We start from the raw sequence: 17,992 nt of genomic DNA on the forward strand, positions 1-17,992 counted from the left end.
TCCTACGCCTATTCACTGGCTGCTATTAAGCTCGCATTACCTCCGGCTGCTGTTGTGTCGATACACAGGTGGCGTTCAATCACGAATCTTTCCGGCTGATCCATCTCTGTGATAAGGGGTAGCAGTGCGCCTTCGCGTTTTGACAGCGCGATACGCAGATCCCGTTGCTGATCTGTGCTGGCGTTATAGCAAACGGCAGCAAAGCCTTGTACCGACGAGATTGCGTTAAGGGCTAAGCTGCCTTCTGTGCCCAGAAGGGGCAAGTTCTGCTGGGCGGCTTGGGTCAATAGGTCTGCAATGTCAGAGGCAATAACAATCACTTTGTTGCCTTGGCTCAGGGCTGTTGCCGCTTGCTGACGGGCACTTGTTCTGTCTGGACCTAAGCAGAGCACAACGCCCCGTTCCTTCTCTGACAGTAGGTTAAGTTCGCCTGTGGGGCCTGGTAGCTCTACGGCATGCCCGCTATCTAGGTTGAGTGTTTTAAACTCTTCGGCAAAGACGTTTAATAATGCGGCTCTACTCGCGTGCTTAGGCAGGTTTTGGGCCTCGTTAAGCTCGGTGATGAGCGTTTGTAGCGTTGCGGGCTGAACCATATGGCTCTGTTGATCCACTGCCGAGTAGTACTGGTTTGGTTGGGTAAAACGTTTCACGTAGTGGGGGCCGCCCGCTTTGGGGCCGGTGCCTGATAAACCCTCTCCGCCGAAGGGCTGTGAGCCGACGATGGCGCCAATCTGGTTTCGGTTGACATAGATGTTACCGACCGCAATTTGGCTGGTGATCTGCTCAACACGGTTATCAACGCGTGTATGTAGGCCAAATGTAAGGCCATAGCCTTTTGCGTTAATGTTGGCGATCACTTGATCGATCTCATCTGCGGCAAAGGTGGCGATATGGAGTACGGGCCCAAAGATCTCCTCTTCAAGCTCCTCAATGCCCTTGACAGCGATGACGGTGGGGGCGACAAAGTGACCGCCATCAGGAGTGGGCAGCTGTTTGAGTAGCTGGCCTTTCGCCGCAAACGCTGCGCAATGGTTATCTATCTTGTTTTTAGCGTTCTCATCGATGACAGGGCCGATGTCGGCGCTTAATTGCCATGGATCACCTAAACGTAACTCGTCCATTGCACCAAAAAGCATAGTTTTTAAGTGCTCGGCAATATCTTCTTGTACATAGAGTATGCGTAGCGCCGAGCAGCGCTGGCCGGCACTTTGGAAGGCGGACATCACTACGTCGCGAACTACTTGTTCCGGCAGTGCGGTTGAGTCAACCAGCATCGCGTTCATACCGCCTGTTTCGGCCACAAGAGGGGCGCTAGGAGCGAGTGTTTCAGCCATGATGCGGTTAATGCGTTGTGCGGTTTGGGTTGAGCCGGTAAAGCAAACGGCGGCAATGCGTGGGTCTGATGTTAACGGCACGCCCACATCGACACCGGAGCCGGTAAGCAGCTGAATGACATCAACGGGGATGCCCGCTTCATGCATGAGTTCGACTGCGCGGGTGGCCATTAACGGCGTTTGGTCCGCAGGTTTTGCTATTACGCTGTTTCCTGACGCGATGGCGGCAAGTACTTGGCCGGTGAATATCGCTAATGGGAAGTTCCAGGGTGAGATACACGTGACCACACCTAAGGCGTGTTTGTTGGCTAGTTTTTCCGCTTCATTGGCGTAGTAGCGTGCAAAATCGACGGCTTCACGAATCTCACCGACAGCGTCGAGCAATGTTTTTCCCGCTTCTCGGCAGGCGAGTGAGAATAGCTCGGGGGCGTTCGCTTCAAACAGCTCAGCCACTTTACGTAAACAGACAGCGCGTTCCGCTGGTAGGGTTGTCGACCACTGCTGAAAACCTCGTGCGGCGGCGCTAATCGCGGTTTCTATATCTTGTGGGTTAGCTGAGGTTACATGCCCGACGCAATCATTGAGGTTTGCGGGGTTGTATATGGCAACGGCTTTATCACTTGTAAGGTCGCCAGCAATAAGTGGCTTGGCCACCCAGCTTTTTGTTTTAAAGTGCGCCCGGGCGTTATCTAAGGCTGCTAGTGTTGTGGGGTCGGTAATATCCCAACCTTTAGCGTTGAGCCGTTGTGCGCCAAATAGTTCTGCGGGTTTGGCTATGTTGGCATTAGATAGACGGTTGGGTGTGCTTAACACCTGTTCAAACGGGTCTTTAGCGATCATTTCGGGTGTGATGCGGGTATCAACAATTTGGTTCACAAATGAGCTGTTTGCACCGTTTTCCAGTAGTCGTCGTACGAGGTAGGCTAGCAGGTCTTGGTGTGCGCCTACCGGCGCATAGATGCGGCAGCGGGTGTGATTAGATTTGAGGACGGTATCGTGCAGTGACTCGCCCATCCCATGTAATCGTTGAAACTCAAAGTTATCCACATTGTATTTCTGCGCCATGTATAAAATAGAGGCCGCAGAATGGGCATTATGGGTGGCAAACTGTGGATAAATACGATCCGTCATGTTGAGCAGTTTTTCTGCGCAGCACATGTAGGAGAGGTCGGAATTAACCTTGCGTGTAAATACGGGGAAACCGTCTAAGCCGAGCACTTGTGCGCGTTTGATCTCGGCATCCCAATAGGCGCCTTTTACTAGACGGACCATGATCCGGCGATCGAGTTTAGTGGCCAGTGCATAGAGCCAGTCCAGTACATGGCTGGCACGCTGGCCGAAGGCTTGTACAACAATACCAAAACCCTGCCAATCGCTCAGGCGTTCATCGGAGAGAACTGCTTCAATCACATCTAAGGATAGGTCAAGGCGGTCTGCTTCTTCGGCATCAATGTTAAAGCCCATGTTGGCGTCTTTTGCTTGTAGGGCGAGCGTCAACGTACGCTCGACCAGCTCAGTCATAACTCGATCACGTTGTGCAACTTCGTAGCGCGCATGGAGGGCTGATAATTTGACCGAGATGCCGGGGTTTAAACGAATATCGGTATGGCTGCAGCGTAGGGCGAGTGCTTCGATCGCTTGAGCATAGGCGTGGTGGTATCTAAGCGCATCGGCGTCTGTCCGCGCCGCTTCGCCTAGCATGTCGTAAGAGTAAGCGTAACCAAACTTCTCAAGCTTCTCTGCTCGTTGGGTGGCTTCTTCAATGGTGCGGCCTAAAACAAATTGGCGTCCAAGTTCTTTCATTGCTTGGGCAACGGCGGTGCGTATTAGTGGCTCGCCTAAGCGTTTAATCATGCTTTTAAGTGTCGAGCTTAGGTTTTTATCCTCGTCATTTTGGAGGAGTTTGCCGGTAATGAGTAAAGCCCACGTTGAGCTATTTACTAATGACGATGCGGATTGCCCTAAGTGGCCTTTCCAGTTGCCTGATGCCACTTTATCTTCGATTAACGCGTCAATGGTTAGGCTATCAGGTACGCGCAGTAAAGCTTCTGCTAAGCACATTAAGGCGACGCCTTCTTTGGTTGTTAGGCCGTACTCAGCTAAGAACTTTTCCATCATGGATGGGCTGCTTTCATTACGTACTTTTTTGACGAGTTCAGCAGCGTTTTGCGATATGGTGTGGCGGTCTTGTTCGTTTAACGAGGCATTATTAATTAGATGGTTAATAGTCATAGCCTCGTCAGCTAGATAATGCTCACGAATCTCTAAACGGGCTTGTTCGATCGATAAACTCATATATCACCTCATATATTATAAGGTATATTTTAGCTTTCTACGGTAAGTCTAATTCTCTTTATATTTGTCATATAAAGCCAAATTATTTAAAAATTAACGAATATTATTTTATTTGGTCTATATATCTTTATTTTTTTAGTCAAACTGGCTTTTGTAATAAAAAGCCCCGATTGCGCAATACAACCGAGGCTTAACATAATCATAGTCTGTCTTTTAAGGGGTTAGCTTTTTATTTCTGCTACCACGTCATCGAAGCGCTTCTGAATGGTGGCGGAGGGTGGCGGAGTTATCAGTGATGTGAAGATAATTGCGATAAACGCAAGCGCGACACCGGGAATGATCTCATACACATCAAACCAACCGCCCGATAGCTGCTTCCAAACTACAACAACGACACCACCGGTAATAATACCTGCAAGTGCGCCCGCTTTAGTCATGCGTTTCCAATAGAGTGAAAGCATGAGTGCTGGCCCAAATGCTGCGCCAAAGCCTGCCCAAGCATAGGAGACAAGTGACAACACTTTAGAGTCTGGATCCATGGCTAAGCTGGTTGCGATGACGGCAATGACGATCACGGCATAACGACCCACAAGAATCAGCTCCTCTTGGGTCGCATCTTTTTTGAACAGGGCTTTGTAAAAGTCTTCTGCTAGCGCTGAGGACGAAACCAGTAGTTGGGAATCTGCTGTACTCATTACCGCGGCTAAGATAGCCGCTAATAAAATACCTGCGACGACCGGATGGAAAAGCGCATCAACCAGAACCATAAAGACGGTCTCGTTATCACTTAAGCCTGCGGGCAGGTAACCGATAGCGGCTAAACCGATAGTGCAGGCACCGAGCATCGATATGCCGGTCCAAAGTACGGCGATACGACGTGCTGTCGGTACACTGTCTTTGCTTTTAATGCCCTTGAAACGCGCCAATATATGGGGTTGTCCAAAATAACCTAGCCCCCAGCCGACCAGCGACAAGGTCCCGATTAAGGTTATTGGCGCGCCTTTAGCGTCGGTAAATATATTGAGGAGTTCTGGGTTTTTGGCCTCTACCGCAGCGAGTGTGCCACTTAGGCCGCCAATTTCACCCATCGCAAAGAGGGGGACCAAGACAAGAGCGCCGACCATAAGTAGGCCTTGTACAACATCGGTCCAAGAGACGGCAAGAAACCCACCAAACAGGGTATAAGAGATAACGGCCACCGAGCCAATGAGGACGGCAATGGTGTAATCAAAACCGAAGACGGTTTCAAAGAGTTTACCGCCTGCGACTAGGCCGGAACTGGTATAGAACAAAAAGAAAACAAGTACGAAGATTGCGGAGATAACGCGAAGGCTATGGCTGCTGTCTTCAAAGCGTTTCTCAAAAAATGCGGGGAGGGTTAAGGCGTCTTCTGCGCGCTGGGAGTAAACCCTGAGGCGCTGGGCTATTAATAGCCAGTTGAGCCATGTACCCACTAAGAGCCCACCGGCTAACCAGACCGAGCCTAAGCCAGCGGCCATTGCATAGCCGGGCAGCCCCATAAGCAGCCAGCCGCTCATATCGGATGCGCCTGCACTCAACGCACTTGGGATCGGCCCTAAATTACGACCACCGAGTATGTAATCAGACAGATCCTGAGTGCGACGATAAGCAACAATGCCGATAGCCAGCATTAGCATTAAATAGAGAATAAATGTAATGGTTACGATCACCATGGAGAAACCTCACTGTCATGCAGTTATGTTTATTATAGTTTTATTCTGCGCTATGCCATTACTTTCTATAAAAGCACATGACGTCGGGTGAATTTTCACCACTCGTTTAATGTAGGCATATCAGTACAAAATGTTACTCGCATACTTCTGGGAATTTGAACTGTATTAACGTTATTTATAGTTAATATGGCTTTTTTTATGGCTGTTTAAGTGAGATTGTCCTGCATAATGGCTGCTTTTTAGTTTTCGGTTGTGACATAAATTTTTATTGATAAATTTGACCATTACAGCGCAAAAACAGTCGTATTCACTATTTTTTTGTAATATACCTATACGATTTAACCGTTCTTGCGAGGTAATGTAGCCGATGGATAATCCAGAAAAGTTAGATAAATTAGATCTTTCGATCCTGCGAGAGCTGCAAAAGAATGGTCGTATTACGGTAACGGAGTTGGCGTCTCGGGTTGGATTATCGAAAACCCCTTGCCAGGTTCGCATGAAGCGCTTAGAAGATTTGGGCTATGTGATGGGGTATACCGCCCTGATCGATCAGAAAAAGTTAGGGTCAAAGCATGTGGCATTTGTTCAAGTGACACTTAACGATACGAAAACCAAAGCCCTTGAGGCGTTCAATCAAGCGGTGCGGTTGATTCCTGAAGTTGAACAGTGCCATATGATCGCAGCCAACTTTGATTACCTGCTCAAAGTGAGAACCTCAGATATCAACACGTATAGGGAAGTGCTAGGTGAGCAGATTTCAAACCTGCCCCATGTAAAACAAACCAGTACGTTTGTTGTGATGGAAGATGTGAAGGATGTAGCGTCTAAGGCCATCTAGTTGAACAAAAAAAGCCCGCTTAATAGCGGGCAAAGGTCTGACAGTGAGGAGCTAATGACAAGATTGGGGTTAGCTTGTCTTACAAAAATACGCGTTTAGTGACACTTCTTGTCACCGTGACGACCATGGTCACGGTCTGCATCACGTTTCGACATTTTTTTGCCCATTTCACTTTGTAACTCAATAAATTCTTTCTCTTGCTCTGGTGTTAAAATTTCAAACAACTTCGCTTTCTGTTCCGCTTTTTCCAAAATCATAGATTTAGTTTGATCTTGAGCTTGTAGCACTAAGCTATTTAGCTGTGTTTGGTAGTCTGCTGCGCTTGGGTCCAGCTTCTGAAGCTGTTTAAACACATCCTTGCGGGATTTCTGTTTATCGCCGCGCTTCTCCTGTTGGCTTAACATCTGCTCTTTTAGCTGAGCCTGTTGTTCTGTGGTTAGGCTCAGTTCTTTAGTTAAGTGCTCAATGCGGTTCTCTATACGGTGTTCGTGTCGTTTTTCCATACGCTCATCGCTGTCGGCATGGGCTAATGTAAAACCTGCGCCAGATAGAGTAATGATCGCTGCTGAAAGTCCTGCAATAAGTTTGGTACGCATTGTTATCTCTCCGGTGTTATCTGTTTCGATGTTGTGCAGTTTGCGTGATGTCACTGCAAAGTTGGGTATAGGAGATGTAAAGTTTGGTAAATGGGTGTGAGCAGCAAGGTTTTTTAAACGGAAAAGCTCTATTATTTAATGGCACAAATCGTACTATTTATGAACCACTGAGTTAGGAATAATAAGCATGGGTGACAAACAACGGCTGCTGATGGTCGATGACGATACAGAGCTATGCGAGTTGATAGGTGATTACCTAGAACACGAAGGTTATCTAATGGAGTACGCCCACAACGCGAATGAAGCGTGTGAGCAGCTTACCCGTGCGGATCGTTACGACCTGATGATTCTTGATGTCATGATGCCAGGTAAAAGCGGTTTAGAGCTGTTGCAGCAGATCCGCCCTAAGGTTCAGCTGCCTGTCATTATGCTAACGGGTCGGGGTGAGGATATTGATCGTATTCTTGGATTAGAGATGGGGGCGGATGATTATTTAAGTAAGCCCTGTAACCCTCGCGAGTTGCTTGCACGTATTCGGGCGGTGCTTCGACGGATCGAGCCACAGCAGCAAGAAACGCTGTTCCCTGATAATGGGATAACGGTTTGTGGCGTGAGTTTAGATCCGGGTATTCGTGAGGTGAAAGTAAATAACCATACGATTGAACTCACCGGTACTGAATTTAATGTTTTAGCGTATCTGATCGCGAATGCGGGTTCCGTGTTAGAGAAAGGTCAGTTAACTGAGCTGGTACTGCACCGTAAATTAGCAGCCTATGACCGAGCTATTGATGTGCATGTTAGCCGTGTTCGGCAGAAGTTAGCGGAGCACCTGTCGGGTAAAGAGTTGATTAAAACCGTACGTGGTGTGGGTTATCAGTTTGTTAAAGGTGATGTATGAAGTGGTATAACCGCCTGTTCTGGAAAATATTTGTCTCTATTTGGGCGGTTAGTTTTTTTGTGCTCCTTGCAACCATTGTGTTTGTTGGCGCCGTTACCGAACAGGATCGTTTTAAAGATGTGATTACGGCTAAATCGGAAGGCTATGCCGAGGCGATGGTGGAGAAGTATGAGCATAAAGGGTTTAAAACCTTAATCCCTAATCTGCCACGTCCACGGCCTAAACATCGGGGTGAGGATGATCATGAGCGGGGGCCGAGGCCCGGCCCGGGTCCTGGAGCAGGACCCGATCAAGATAAGCATGAAGATTTTCGTCGCGCGGTTTGGCTAAATATTTCTGAGCGGGTTTTTATTACGGATATCGAACGGCAAAAAAAGGTCATCGGCTTTAAAAACTTTAAACGGGATTCGGATTCGCTTTACGTCTTTAACTTCACCTCTGAGAGCGGGCGTGTTTATAAGGTTGAAGTGGATTTGCATTGGGATGCTTCGCCGTTGACCCATCTTTTAGCCACGGTATTGTCCTTGCAGATGGTGTTGATTCTGCTTATCGCGTCAATCGGTGCGTTACTGGTATCGGCGATTGTCACCCGTCCGTTAAACCTATTACGCGAGCACAGCCAAGCCATCTATCGAGGCGAGTTAGATCGTCGTACGGATGAAAAACTGCGTAAACGGGGAGATGAGTTGGGTGAGCTCGCGCGGGATTTTGATCGCATGGCTGACTATGTACAGCAGACCATTACGTCCCATCAGCGCCTAATGCAGGATGTCTCCCATGAGTTACGCGCCCCACTGGCTCGCTTACAAGCCGCCGCCGGTATCGCTGAGCAACGTATGGGTGAAGACGATAAAGCGGTTAAACGGATAATCAAAGAGTGTCAGCGGTTAGATCAATTGATTGGTGAGATTTTATCCTTGTCCCGTTTAGAGCAGATGGATGGGCACGGCGAGAGGGTATGGTTGTATTCACTGCTACAAGAGTGGGTGGATGATGCGCACTTTACCTACCCTAAACGCCATTTCAATCTGACGATGAAGTCCGACTGTGAAGTGAGTATTAACGTTAAACTACTAGAGCGGGCCGTTAATAATATTTTAGGCAATGCCTGTAAGCATACGGCTGAAGGTGTAGATATTGATTTGACGGTGGATAAAACGGACCAATGTGTTCTCTGCATAAGGGATCATGGGGCCGGGGTGTCGGACGCTGAATTGGCGCAACTGTGTAACCCTTTCTATCGTGGGCAAAGCCAAGCAAAAGGCTATGGCTTAGGGCTTAGTATCGCGCAAAGAGCGGTAGAGCGTTTAGGTGGAACCTTAACCTTACGCAACCACCCTGATGGGGGATTGGAAGCGATTATTGGCTTGCCATGCAGCTGCCCTCCCTAGTGGGTTGTGAGTAGAGGCGAGGACGATGAGCACCGTTATGGATTAACGGCGTTTAGCGATGGGAGCTCTGCTGGGATCATATCATAAGCGGCTAAGATCGCTTTGATCTTGCCCTGTTGATGGAGCTGAATAATTCGTTGATTAAAGGCCGTGACGACCTCATAGGGAACAGCGGCTTTTGATAGGCCGATGTAGTAGATAACCTGTCCATGAAAGCCCGCAGGGCGTACCGATAAAAGCCCTAGCCTTTTTATCAGCATATTAACGACATCAATATTGCCAAAGAGTAAGTCGCATCGACCCCCATTGAGCATTTTTATGGCGGTGGTGAAGTTGGTGGTGGTTATAATTCTGATCGGTTTGATCTGCCGAGAGGTCATCTCTTGTTGGATCGAAATAAGGTGGTTATACATATTAGACGGCGAATTTACGATCACGCATAAGCCGGCCAAACTGGGTAAGTCGGTATAGTGTGCTGGGTTGTGAGTCTGGGAGTAAAAGCCATAACCTGTTTTTAAAATGGGCGGGCTAAAATGTAACCACTCTTCTCGGGCCTCATTTTTTCCCACCATAAATAAACCCGATGCGGTACCCCGTTTGACCTCATGCTGAGCTCGTCGCCAAGGGAGTATTTCAAAATCACAGTCAAACCCTTCCTGCTTGCATGCCTCTTCTACAATGTCTTTGCCTGGGCCTGCGGCCAGCCCATCTTTTTGAAACATAAAGGGAGGCAGCTGAGTCGTTTTAAACTCAAGGGTGGCTGCATTACTGTGTATAGATAAAAACAGTAATAGGCATAAATAACCGGAAACCGATTTGATCATAAAACTCTCAAAAAACAATATTATTATTAGGCTCATCTAATATTGTAGCTGAGCCTTTCCGTTGTGCCTAACGATTACAAGCCATCAGCACAGTGGTCGACGCTTGTTGGGTTAAGATTTATTGAGCTTAATAAAGCGGCGCATGGCGGCGCTTAGACGTTCAATACCGGCTGAGATATCCTCTGTTGGAATAATCAGCGAGGGCGTTAAACGGATCATGTTTTCCCCCGCTGTGAGTACGATAACCCCCTCCTCTAGTGCGATTTGCATAAGCTGGTACGCCTTGCCTTGATATTCGGGTAGCAATAAACAACCCATTAACAGGCCCTGCCCTCTAAATGTTTTGAATACCGGATGGAGTTGATTCGCTCGCTCTAGCTGGTTGATAAATTCTGTATGCTTTCGCTCCACGCCATCTAACACACTGGATGTGTCGATAATGCTGAGAACTTTGTTCGCGATAGCGCAGGCTAAGGGGTTACCGCTATAGGGTGTTTCGGGTGTGCTGGTCTGAAGCGAGCGGGTTACGGCCTCATTACAGAGCATGGCGGCAAGGGGAAGGCCGCTGGCTAATGCGTTAGCCGACGTTAGAATGTCGGGTATCACGTTGTAGTGTTGGTAGGCGAAAAGCTTACCGGTTCGGCCCATGCCGGTTTGTATCTCATCAAAGATGAGCAGGGCTGAATAGTGATCACAGAGTGCGCGTACAGATTTTAGGTAACTTGGGTCTGCCGACGTCAGCTCGTTCTCCTCTTGTATCGGCTCAATAACAACCGCGCAGGTGTTGTTATTAATAGCGCATTTTAGGTTATCTATATTGTTAAAGGCGACATAGGTTGTGTCTTCGGGCGTGTATTCTGTACTCGGGCTATTTTTTTTGTTTTTACAGCGGATAATTTCTGTTTTTTTAGGCCCAAAATGCTCGAGTGCGTAAGTGCGAGCCAGCTTAAATGCCGCAGCAATGGCATCGGCGCCGGAGGTGGCAAAGTGTACATGGTGGGCAAAGGTTTTTTCACACAGGGCTTTGGCGAGTTGTAGTGCCGGTTGCTGGGCCCATACATTATTGATCTGCCAGAGCGTATCTGTTTGTTGCTGGAAGGCTTGGATAAGCTGAGGGTGACAGTAGCCTAACGTATTGATGGAGATGCCACCGGCAAAATCTATATATTCGTTATTAGCCTGATCCCAAATGTGGGAACCTTGGCCGCTGGCAGGTGTAATCGGTAGCGGCGACCCGTTGGAATCACTCTGCTCAAAGGTTTCTCTTGGGATATTACTTTGCATGACACAACCCCTTAACTACATTGATAGTTTCTAGTTTAGTCGATAAGGGAGGATTGCGATGTTTGTTAAGGGTTGTTATTGCTTAAATAGGTTGTGGGGCTGTTGCGACAGGGTACGCCCTTAGCGTGTAAGCCTGCTAATTAATTGAGCAGGCCTTCTGCATCCGCGTCTTGCCTGATGGAGCAGGCGTTATATTCAAGACAAACACGGCAATGAAATTGGCAAGCTTTATAGTGAGCTTTGAAGGTTTCAAAATCGATCGGGCGGCTGAAAAGGAAGCCTTGCATCAAGGTGCAGTCAATATCTTGCAGAAAGCGCATCTGCTCCTTCGTTTCCACGCCTTCGGCAACCACGCTTAAACCTAGCTGCTTAGCCATGGCAATAATGGTTGATGTGATTGCAATATTATCTTTGTCTTTAGGGATGTCGTGTAAGAAAGAGCGGTCAACTTTAAGGAGGTCAACGGGCATTTTTTTCAAATGACTTAATGATGAGTACCCAGTCCCAAAGTCATCAATCGCTAAGCTTATACCCATCATCTTAATTCTGTTAAGTGTATCGATAGCATACTGCATATCCCGCATGAGCATGCTTTCGGTAATCTCTAGCTCCAACCAATGAGGCGCTAAGCCTGAGGTCGCGAGCGCCTCTTTAATATGTTCGATAAGGTCAGGATCATCAAACTGTCGAGCGGATAGGTTTACGCACACTTTTAAGTGGGGCAAACCTTCGGCTTGTAGCTGTTTTGCCGCGTTGCAGGCTTTGAGTAATACCCAGCGACCAATGGGAATGATCGCCCCCGTTTCTTCAGCGTAGGGAATGAAATCGTCTGGGGGGATCGCGCCCCGTGTCGGGTGCTGCCAACGCAGTAACGCTTCGATGGCAGAGATACGACCGTCTTGAGCATTTACTTGGGGTTGGTAGGCTAAGGATAATTGGTTACTTGCGAGCGCGTTTCTTAAATCGTGTTCGATGCTGAGTATGTGTTGCGCTTTTTCATCCATATAGGTTTCATAAAACGCGAAGGTATTTCGTCCTAGCTGCTTAGCGTGATACATCGCCAAATCGGCATTACGTAAAAGGTCACTGGCATCTTGGCTATCGACCCCAATCAGGGTTATGCCGATACTGACTGTGATTCGGACGTCATGAAAGCCTATCTGCACGGGTTGCGCGAGTAAGGTTAGCAACTCATTGACGCTGTTTATGATGGCGTCACGCTCATGGAGGTCTTGGAAAATGATGGTAAATTCATCGCCGCCGAGCCTAAAGACCGAGGCGTTGTCCGAGACGCAATAACAAAGCCGATTCGCAATGGTATTAAGCAAGGCATCACCAGCCTCATGGCCCATCGTGTCATTGATCTGCTTAAAGTGGTCTAAGTCTAATAACAGCAGTGTATGAGGCCCAGTATGGGACGGTGAATGTAGGTACTGGTCTAAGGTGCGTCTAAAGTTTCGGCGATTACCCAAATCAGTGAGTGGGTCATAATAAGCCATCTTCTCTAGTTGCTGATCATGTGCTTTTATTTGGGATATATCCTCACTAACGGAGACAAAATTAGTGATATTGCCCAGTTCGTCATGTATCGGAGATATATTTTGTAACGACCAGTAGGTGCTGCCATCTTTTCTTTTGTTGAGTAGGGTGCCATGCCATTTCTTCTGATGGCGAATGGTGTTCCATAGCTCAGTGTAGGTCGCTTCGGGGGTCATGTTAGAGCGTAATAAACGTGTGCTTTTCCCTTTTATCTCACTGAGGTTATAGCCTGTCATATCGCTGAAACGGGTGTTGGCGTACTCGATCTCGCCGTTAGCGTTAGTGATAACGACGGCGCTTCCTGTATTTTCCACCGCGTTTTTGAAAAGCTTTAGCTTTCTCGCTAGGTGCGCGTTCTTACTGGCATTGCGGAGCGTGATAAAGAACAACCCTTGTTCCATGGCATCGGGGTGCACAATAGAGCACTCAATTTTGAGCAACATGGAGGGTTGATCGGGCTGTTCTAGTTGCATGTATGTAGCGTGTTGGTGACTACTGTCTTGTGTAAGGGGTTCGAGGTGCGGGCGTAATGCCTGAACAAAGTCTTGGGGTAAGCCATCTGATTTATCAGCTTGTATACGCTCCCAGATCAATTCGGCGGCACAAGGGTTGTTGGCAACGCATTGGAGAGTTGAATCTAACAACAATACACCGACGCTCGATTGGCTAAACCAATCGATGAGCATGTTGATGTGACGTTCAGCAGACTGTGTATTTTTTTGCATTATATGACTTTGTTTTAATTATTTGTCAGAAGTCACTAAATAATGAGCTTTCTTGTGTATGAATAGTTTGATTTAGTTCAGTGTTTTGTTATTTAGTGAAAAAAAAAGCACCCGAAGGTGCTTTTCATTATTACAGGGCGTCTGGCCCGCTCTCGCCTGTGCGTATTCGAATAACCTGCTCGAGGGGAGATACAAATATTTTACCATCACCGATTTTGCCGGTATTCGCTGTTTTAGCAATAGACTCAATAACTTGCTCAACCATGCCGGTATCGACTGCAATCTCAATTTTAACTTTTGGTAGGAAGTCTACAACGTACTCTGCGCCACGGTAGAGTTCAGTATGACCTTTTTGACGGCCAAAGCCTTTTACTTCTGTAACGGTAACGCCTTGAATACCAATATCAGAAAGGGCTTCACGTACATCATCAAGTTTAAATGGTTTAATCACCGCCGTGACCAGTTTCATTATGCGATTCCTCAGTTTGTGCCTGCATATTAAGTGTTTAGCTCAACACTCAGCAGTTTTAACTACAGTGAAGTATGGGCATAAGTATACCTAGAAAAATACAGAGTGGTATATCAGATTTAGTGAAGGGAGAGGAAAAGTGATTGTTAATAAAACAAAAAAAGGGTGCCGAAGCACCCTTTTTCAATCTACTAGAGATTATTTAGCAGATGTGAACTCTGGGTATGCTTCCATACCGCATTCAGAGATATCAACACCTTCATATTCTTCTTCTTCAGTTACACGTACACCGATCACTGCTTTGATTATAAACCAAGTAACCAAGCTTGTTCCGAATACCCATCCGAAGATAGTTAGTGCACCAATGATCTGACCAGAGAAGGCAGCGCCATCGTTTGTTAATGGTACAAGTAGCAGACCAAGAAGACCTACAACACCGTGTACAGAGATCGCACCGACTGGATCATCAATTTTCATCTTATCAAGCGTCAGGATGCTGAAGACTACTAATACACCACCGATCGCACCAAACAATGTAGCTTGAAGTGCAGACGGGGTTGATGGTTCAGCTGTGATAGCAACTAGACCGGCTAGCGCACCGTTAAGTGCCATTGTTAGATCCGCTTTACCAAACAGTAGGCGAGCAACAATCAGCGCAGCAACAACACCACCGGCAGCAGCGGCGTTAGTGTTCATGAACACAACCGCAACAGCATTTGAGTTAGCAACGTCGGACGTAGCAAGTACAGAACCACCGTTGAAACCGAACCAACCTAACCACAAGATGAATGTACCTAGTGTCGCTAGCGGTAGGTTTGCACCAGGGATGGCGTTAACGCCACCTTCTTTAGTGTATTTACCTTTACGAGCGCCAAGAACAAGTACACCAGCAAGGGCTGCAGCAGCACCGGCCATGTGAACGATACCCGAACCTGCGAAGTCAGAGAAACCTAGATCGCCAAGTGTGTACATGCCGAATACAGCATTGCCACCCCACGTCCAAGAACCTTCCATTGGGTAGATGAAGCCAGTCATTACGATAGCAAAAGCAAGGAAAGCCCAAAGCTTCATACGCTCAGCAACGGCACCCGAAACGATAGACATTGCAGTCGCTACGAATACTACCTGGAAGAAGAAGTCAGCTGATGGTGCATAAGTAGCAGGTTCTTCTGCGCCAGTGAAACCATCACCAGTAATGCCAGAAAGTAGGTATTCACCACCGTACATGATTGCGTAACCGCAAACTAAGTACATGATGCATGACACCGCGTATAACGCGACGTTTTTAGTTAGGATTTCAGTGGTGTTCTTAGCGCGAACTAGACCAGACTCAAGCATGGCAAAGCCAGCAGCCATCCACATTACTAATGCGCCACATACTAAGAAGTAAAAAGTATCGAGGGCATATTTCAGCTGAGTAACATCAGCAGCTGTTGTATTTAAAAGTTCTTCCATTGGTTGGTTCCTCCAGAAGCAATCAGTAAGTCTATATTTAAAGCGCTTCAGTGCCGGTTTCACCGGTACGGATACGCACTACTTGTTCAATAGAAGTAACGAAAATCTTACCGTCACCTATCTTGCCGGTTTGAGCGGCTGAACTGATCGCTTCTACGACCTGATCGACAATATCGCTAGATACAGCGGCATCTACGCGTACTTTCGGTAGAAAGTCGACTACGTATTCAGCGCCACGGTATAGTTCGGTGTGACCTTTTTGACGTCCAAAGCCTTTTACTTCTGTAACGGTGATACCTTGAACACCGATTTCAGAAAGCGCTTCACGGACATCATCCAATTTGAATGGTTTGATGACAGCGGAGACCATCTTCATTTTGTTATCCCCCATAGATACTAAATTCAATACAAATACTTAAATCGCTAAGTAAATGGTTAATTACCGATTTCTGCTCTAGGTATTGCGAAGGATGTGCCATGTTTATAAAATTCTTTATAATCAATCAGTTAGGATTGGTGTGGTGGGGCTGTATGATTTTTGTGCAATATTATAGGGCGATAGTTTAAGCTCTATTTTGCTGCACGCACCATAATGGTGCTGTTGTTAGTAAGGCTGGTTTGTTATGGGTTTATTGTTATAGTTGAACTCGTGTTTTATCTGATTTTAGGGGTACAAAATGATCAAGCCACAACTGGTTGAAGGCTTAGCAGAGCAGTTCTCTCAATTCCTGTCGGGTGAGGCGAAGGTGCTTGACCAGGAGAGTGTAAGGGCGCAAGTGAAATCAATGCTGCAAGGCACGTTTGATCGCTTAGATATTGTCAGTCGAGAGGAGTTTGATGCGCAAAAAGCGGTGTTGTTGCGCACAAGAGAGAAAGTCGAGGCGCTTGAGAAACAGTTACAAACATTAGATGAGCAGTTACAAAAAGCGCCATAAGTTAGCGGGTAGGTTGGTTAGGCTTACTTCTATTTAATCCAATGCGGGGCTGATTTTTGATAATGGACAATTTTGCGCAACAGTTATTTCTATATTCACCTCAAGCGGTAATCGTTACGGATAAGGATAACCGTATTATTCAGGTTAACCCCGCCTTTCACGAGATTTCAGGTTACAGCGTAGACGATGTCATGGGGCAGAACCCCCGTATATTAGGTGCGGGTAACGTATCTGATGGTAGTTATGAGGCCGCTTGGTTGGCGCTGGATGAGGAGGCTACATGGCAGGGTGAGTTATTTAATCGACATAAGAACGGGTCTGTTTATCCTGCGTGGTTCAATATCATCAAGCTAACGGATGCCGAAGGGCGGGTAACGGGTTATATCGCTCAGTTTTTTAATATGAGCCCATTAAAAACGAGTGTCGATGCACCGTCTCAAGTGGCCCAATATGATGAGCTAACCCATCTGCTTAATTGGGATATGTTCCAAGATATATTGGACCGTCGGCTGGAGAAAGCGAAAAAAGAGGATGAACAGCTAGCGGTGATGCTGGTTGATTTAGACCGTTTTAAGTGGATTAACGACAACCTCGGGCGTGATGTGGGTGACAACCTGTTGCAAGAGGTGGCACGGCGTTTAGGCTCGGTGGTCCGGGATGAAGATGCGTTAGCGCGATTAAGCAGCGATGAGTTTGTCATGATGTTGCCTGCGGTGGATGGCATGGACGCCGCTATCAAAGTGGCACAACGGGTGGTTGAACAGCTCTCCCATGGGGTCTTTGTCGATCATCGAGAGATTTTTATTAGTGGCAGTGTCGGCATCTCTATCTTCCCTGAACATGCTGAACGGGGTAAAGATCTCGTTAAAAAAGCAGATGTGGCGATGTACGCGGCGAAGCAGGGTGGCCGTAACACATTTAGGGCCTACAGTAGCCTGATGGAACGTAGTAAAGGGCCTCAGATTCTGCGTGAAGAGGACTTGATTACAGCGCTTGTTAGTCATGATATTCAGATGACTTACTTGCCGGTATACAGCATTTATAGCCATCGGGTTGTGGCGGTACATGCGCGACCGTGTTGGAACCATCCAGAATTAGGGCAAGTACCGTTTTCTGGATTCTCGGCCTTATTGGAGCACTCCGACGCCATCGAACAGTTTGAGCATTGGATCGATGCCGAGTTGCGCGGTTTAAGTGTGGTATGGGAGCGTTTTCCGGGGCTGCGCTTTATCTCTTTCCGTATTGAATCCCAGCAACTCTCGAGTAAAGAGAGTATTCAACGTTGGGTCAGTCAGCTACATCAATACCAGCAAGTAGGGCGGGTGATGATCGATGTTGATATTCAAACGGCACTGGATAAAGAGGGGGCGCTGTTTGATTTATTAACGAGTGAAGCCCTATTGTCGATCAGTGGTTTTGTCTGTGAAGCTCCGGTGCTGGAAAAGATACGCGATATAGATCCCGACTTTATCAAGCTGGATGAGGGGCTCGTTACTATGATGAGTAGTGATGAGGGGCGTCAAAAAATTGTGGATAATGTCCTGAAAATTGCCGATAAGCTTGATATAGAGGTGCTCGCCGACGGTGTTAGCACTGCCGGACAGCGGGGTGAACTGACGGGGCTGGGTTGTATGTTAATGCAGGGCCGTTATTTTGGTATGCCGTTAACCTTGCAACAGCTGCTTGAGCACTTAGCGGTTGAGCATTAATCGAGG

At 47.3% G+C, this 17,992-nt stretch carries 14 protein-coding genes; 5 read left to right on the plus strand and 9 right to left on the minus strand.

What is annotated here, in order from left to right; translation table 11 throughout:
• Nucleotides 1-8: 8 nt before the first annotated feature.
• Complete coding sequence (gene putA, locus A3773_RS08520; RefSeq protein ID WP_067985012.1) at nucleotides 9-3,629, minus strand: bifunctional proline dehydrogenase/L-glutamate gamma-semialdehyde dehydrogenase PutA; 3,621 nt, start codon at nucleotides 3,627-3,629, stop codon at nucleotides 9-11.
• A 221-nt stretch (nucleotides 3,630-3,850) separates the two neighbouring features.
• A complete protein-coding gene (gene putP / locus A3773_RS08525; protein ID WP_067985014.1) occupies nucleotides 3,851-5,323 on the minus strand; it encodes a sodium/proline symporter PutP in 1,473 nt (490 codons plus the stop codon).
• 367 nt (nucleotides 5,324-5,690) lie between these two features.
• On the opposite strand from putP, the gene A3773_RS08530 reads away from it, so the two are divergent.
• Nucleotides 5,691-6,161: an Lrp/AsnC ligand binding domain-containing protein gene (locus tag A3773_RS08530; RefSeq protein ID WP_067985016.1), complete on the plus strand. Its 471-nt coding sequence runs from the start codon at nucleotides 5,691-5,693 to the stop codon at nucleotides 6,159-6,161.
• A gap of 95 nt (nucleotides 6,162-6,256) precedes the next feature.
• Here A3773_RS08530 and A3773_RS08535 read toward each other — a convergent pair whose 3' ends face one another.
• Nucleotides 6,257-6,757 (minus strand): Spy/CpxP family protein refolding chaperone, encoded by a 501-nt coding sequence (locus A3773_RS08535; protein WP_067985018.1) that lies wholly within the window; start codon nucleotides 6,755-6,757, stop codon nucleotides 6,257-6,259.
• 187 nt (nucleotides 6,758-6,944) lie between these two features.
• Between A3773_RS08535 and A3773_RS08540 the strand changes: the two genes are divergently transcribed.
• Nucleotides 6,945-7,655 carry a response regulator transcription factor gene (locus tag A3773_RS08540; RefSeq protein WP_067985020.1) on the plus strand — a complete coding sequence of 237 codons (711 nt, stop codon included), beginning with the start codon at nucleotides 6,945-6,947 and terminating at the stop codon, nucleotides 7,653-7,655.
• Nucleotides 7,652-9,046 carry a sensor histidine kinase gene (locus A3773_RS08545; RefSeq protein ID WP_067985021.1) on the plus strand — a complete coding sequence of 465 codons (1,395 nt, stop codon included), beginning with the start codon at nucleotides 7,652-7,654 and terminating at the stop codon, nucleotides 9,044-9,046. The genes A3773_RS08540 and A3773_RS08545 overlap by 4 nt, the downstream gene beginning before the upstream one ends.
• Nucleotides 9,047-9,081: 35 nt before the next feature.
• On the opposite strand, the gene A3773_RS08550 is transcribed toward A3773_RS08545, so the two are convergent.
• From A3773_RS08550 to A3773_RS08575, 6 genes are all read right to left on the minus strand, one after another.
• On the minus strand, nucleotides 9,082-9,870 hold the full coding sequence (locus A3773_RS08550) for a substrate-binding periplasmic protein (protein ID WP_197462747.1): 789 nt from the start codon (nucleotides 9,868-9,870) through the stop codon (nucleotides 9,082-9,084).
• A 111-nt stretch (nucleotides 9,871-9,981) separates the two neighbouring features.
• A complete protein-coding gene (locus A3773_RS08555; protein ID WP_067985026.1) occupies nucleotides 9,982-11,154 on the minus strand; it encodes an aminotransferase class III-fold pyridoxal phosphate-dependent enzyme in 1,173 nt (390 codons plus the stop codon).
• Between the two features lie 140 nt (nucleotides 11,155-11,294).
• Entirely contained in the window at nucleotides 11,295-13,418 is a 2,124-nt protein-coding gene (locus tag A3773_RS08560; protein WP_067985028.1) for a putative bifunctional diguanylate cyclase/phosphodiesterase, read from the minus strand.
• Between the two features lie 130 nt (nucleotides 13,419-13,548).
• Nucleotides 13,549-13,887, minus strand: coding sequence for a P-II family nitrogen regulator (gene glnK / locus A3773_RS08565; protein ID WP_067985030.1), 339 nt, complete (start codon nucleotides 13,885-13,887; stop codon nucleotides 13,549-13,551).
• A 198-nt stretch (nucleotides 13,888-14,085) separates the two neighbouring features.
• The gene (locus A3773_RS08570) at nucleotides 14,086-15,342 is read right to left on the minus strand and encodes an ammonium transporter (protein WP_067985032.1); all 1,257 of its coding nucleotides are present in this window, start codon (nucleotides 15,340-15,342) and stop codon (nucleotides 14,086-14,088) included.
• Nucleotides 15,343-15,379: 37 nt separating this feature from the next.
• Nucleotides 15,380-15,718 carry a P-II family nitrogen regulator gene (locus A3773_RS08575; protein ID WP_067869800.1) on the minus strand — a complete coding sequence of 113 codons (339 nt, stop codon included), beginning with the start codon at nucleotides 15,716-15,718 and terminating at the stop codon, nucleotides 15,380-15,382.
• Between the two features lie 301 nt (nucleotides 15,719-16,019).
• Between A3773_RS08575 and A3773_RS08580 the strand changes: the two genes are divergently transcribed.
• Both A3773_RS08580 and A3773_RS08585 read left to right on the plus strand, forming a co-directional pair.
• Nucleotides 16,020-16,277 (plus strand): accessory factor UbiK family protein, encoded by a 258-nt coding sequence (locus tag A3773_RS08580; RefSeq protein ID WP_067985034.1) that lies wholly within the window; start codon nucleotides 16,020-16,022, stop codon nucleotides 16,275-16,277.
• A gap of 62 nt (nucleotides 16,278-16,339) precedes the next feature.
• Nucleotides 16,340-17,986 carry a diguanylate cyclase domain-containing protein gene (locus tag A3773_RS08585; RefSeq protein ID WP_067985036.1) on the plus strand — a complete coding sequence of 549 codons (1,647 nt, stop codon included), beginning with the start codon at nucleotides 16,340-16,342 and terminating at the stop codon, nucleotides 17,984-17,986.
• Nucleotides 17,987-17,992 lie beyond the last annotated feature (6 nt).

The organism is Neptuniibacter pectenicola (assembly GCF_001597735.1).
Classification (GTDB): domain Bacteria; phylum Pseudomonadota; class Gammaproteobacteria; order Pseudomonadales; family Balneatricaceae; genus Neptuniibacter; species Neptuniibacter pectenicola.

What these genes read in the sequence shown, in the direction of transcription:
- putA (WP_067985012.1), bottom strand. Translation starts at nt 3,629, where the DNA reads ATGAGTTTATCGATCGAACAAGCCCGTTTAGAGATTCGTGAGCATTAT.
- A3773_RS08550 (WP_197462747.1), bottom strand. Translation starts at nt 9,870, where the DNA reads ATGATCAAATCGGTTTCCGGTTATTTATGCCTATTACTGTTTTTATCT.
- A3773_RS08530 (WP_067985016.1), top strand. Translation starts at nt 5,691, where the DNA reads ATGGATAATCCAGAAAAGTTAGATAAATTAGATCTTTCGATCCTGCGA.
- A3773_RS08575 (WP_067869800.1), bottom strand. Translation starts at nt 15,718, where the DNA reads ATGAAGATGGTCTCCGCTGTCATCAAACCATTCAAATTGGATGATGTC.
- A3773_RS08570 (WP_067985032.1), bottom strand. Translation starts at nt 15,342, where the DNA reads ATGGAAGAACTTTTAAATACAACAGCTGCTGATGTTACTCAGCTGAAA.
- putP (WP_067985014.1), bottom strand. Translation starts at nt 5,323, where the DNA reads ATGGTGATCGTAACCATTACATTTATTCTCTATTTAATGCTAATGCTG.
- A3773_RS08580 (WP_067985034.1), top strand. Translation starts at nt 16,020, where the DNA reads ATGATCAAGCCACAACTGGTTGAAGGCTTAGCAGAGCAGTTCTCTCAA.
- glnK (WP_067985030.1), bottom strand. Translation starts at nt 13,887, where the DNA reads ATGAAACTGGTCACGGCGGTGATTAAACCATTTAAACTTGATGATGTA.
- A3773_RS08540 (WP_067985020.1), top strand. Translation starts at nt 6,945, where the DNA reads ATGGGTGACAAACAACGGCTGCTGATGGTCGATGACGATACAGAGCTA.
- A3773_RS08555 (WP_067985026.1), bottom strand. Translation starts at nt 11,154, where the DNA reads ATGCAAAGTAATATCCCAAGAGAAACCTTTGAGCAGAGTGATTCCAAC.
- A3773_RS08560 (WP_067985028.1), bottom strand. Translation starts at nt 13,418, where the DNA reads ATGCAAAAAAATACACAGTCTGCTGAACGTCACATCAACATGCTCATC.
- A3773_RS08585 (WP_067985036.1), top strand. Translation starts at nt 16,340, where the DNA reads ATGGACAATTTTGCGCAACAGTTATTTCTATATTCACCTCAAGCGGTA.
- A3773_RS08535 (WP_067985018.1), bottom strand. Translation starts at nt 6,757, where the DNA reads ATGCGTACCAAACTTATTGCAGGACTTTCAGCAGCGATCATTACTCTA.
- A3773_RS08545 (WP_067985021.1), top strand. Translation starts at nt 7,652, where the DNA reads ATGAAGTGGTATAACCGCCTGTTCTGGAAAATATTTGTCTCTATTTGG.